The following is a 268-nucleotide window of genomic DNA, read 5'->3' as shown; positions in this document are numbered from 1 at the left end:
ACGAACTCGACGAGGTTGATCCCGTCCACCGGCCGTCCGGCCGGGTCGTCGGGGAAGAAGGCCTGGACTTCGGCCCAGATCGGGTCCTTCCGGGCGAGCGCCAGCACGGTCGAGTCGATGGTCTCCACCGAGGCGGCGCCAAAGGGCAGGAGCGCCTGCGCGTCCCGCAGAGCCGCGTCGAAATCGACGTAGGACAGCGCCACCAGCACCGCGGCCTTCGGGATCGGCAGCACGTTGAGCCGTGCCTCGGCGATGAGCGCGAGGGTCC

At 70.5% G+C, this 268-nt stretch carries 1 protein-coding gene; it reads right to left on the bottom strand.

Going from position 1 to position 268, the window contains the following annotated elements:
- The coding region (locus SB773_RS32145; RefSeq protein ID WP_410594407.1) for a hypothetical protein at positions 1–268 on the bottom strand (268 nt) is incomplete at both ends.

Origin of the sequence: Bacillus sp. SIMBA_074 (assembly GCF_046534555.1) — a bacterium.
Taxonomy (GTDB): Bacteria; Bacillota; Bacilli; order Bacillales; family Bacillaceae_G; genus Bacillus_A; species Bacillus_A mycoides.
Note: the sequence above shows the minus strand (reverse complement) of the source record. Positions and strands in the feature narration are given on the sequence as shown.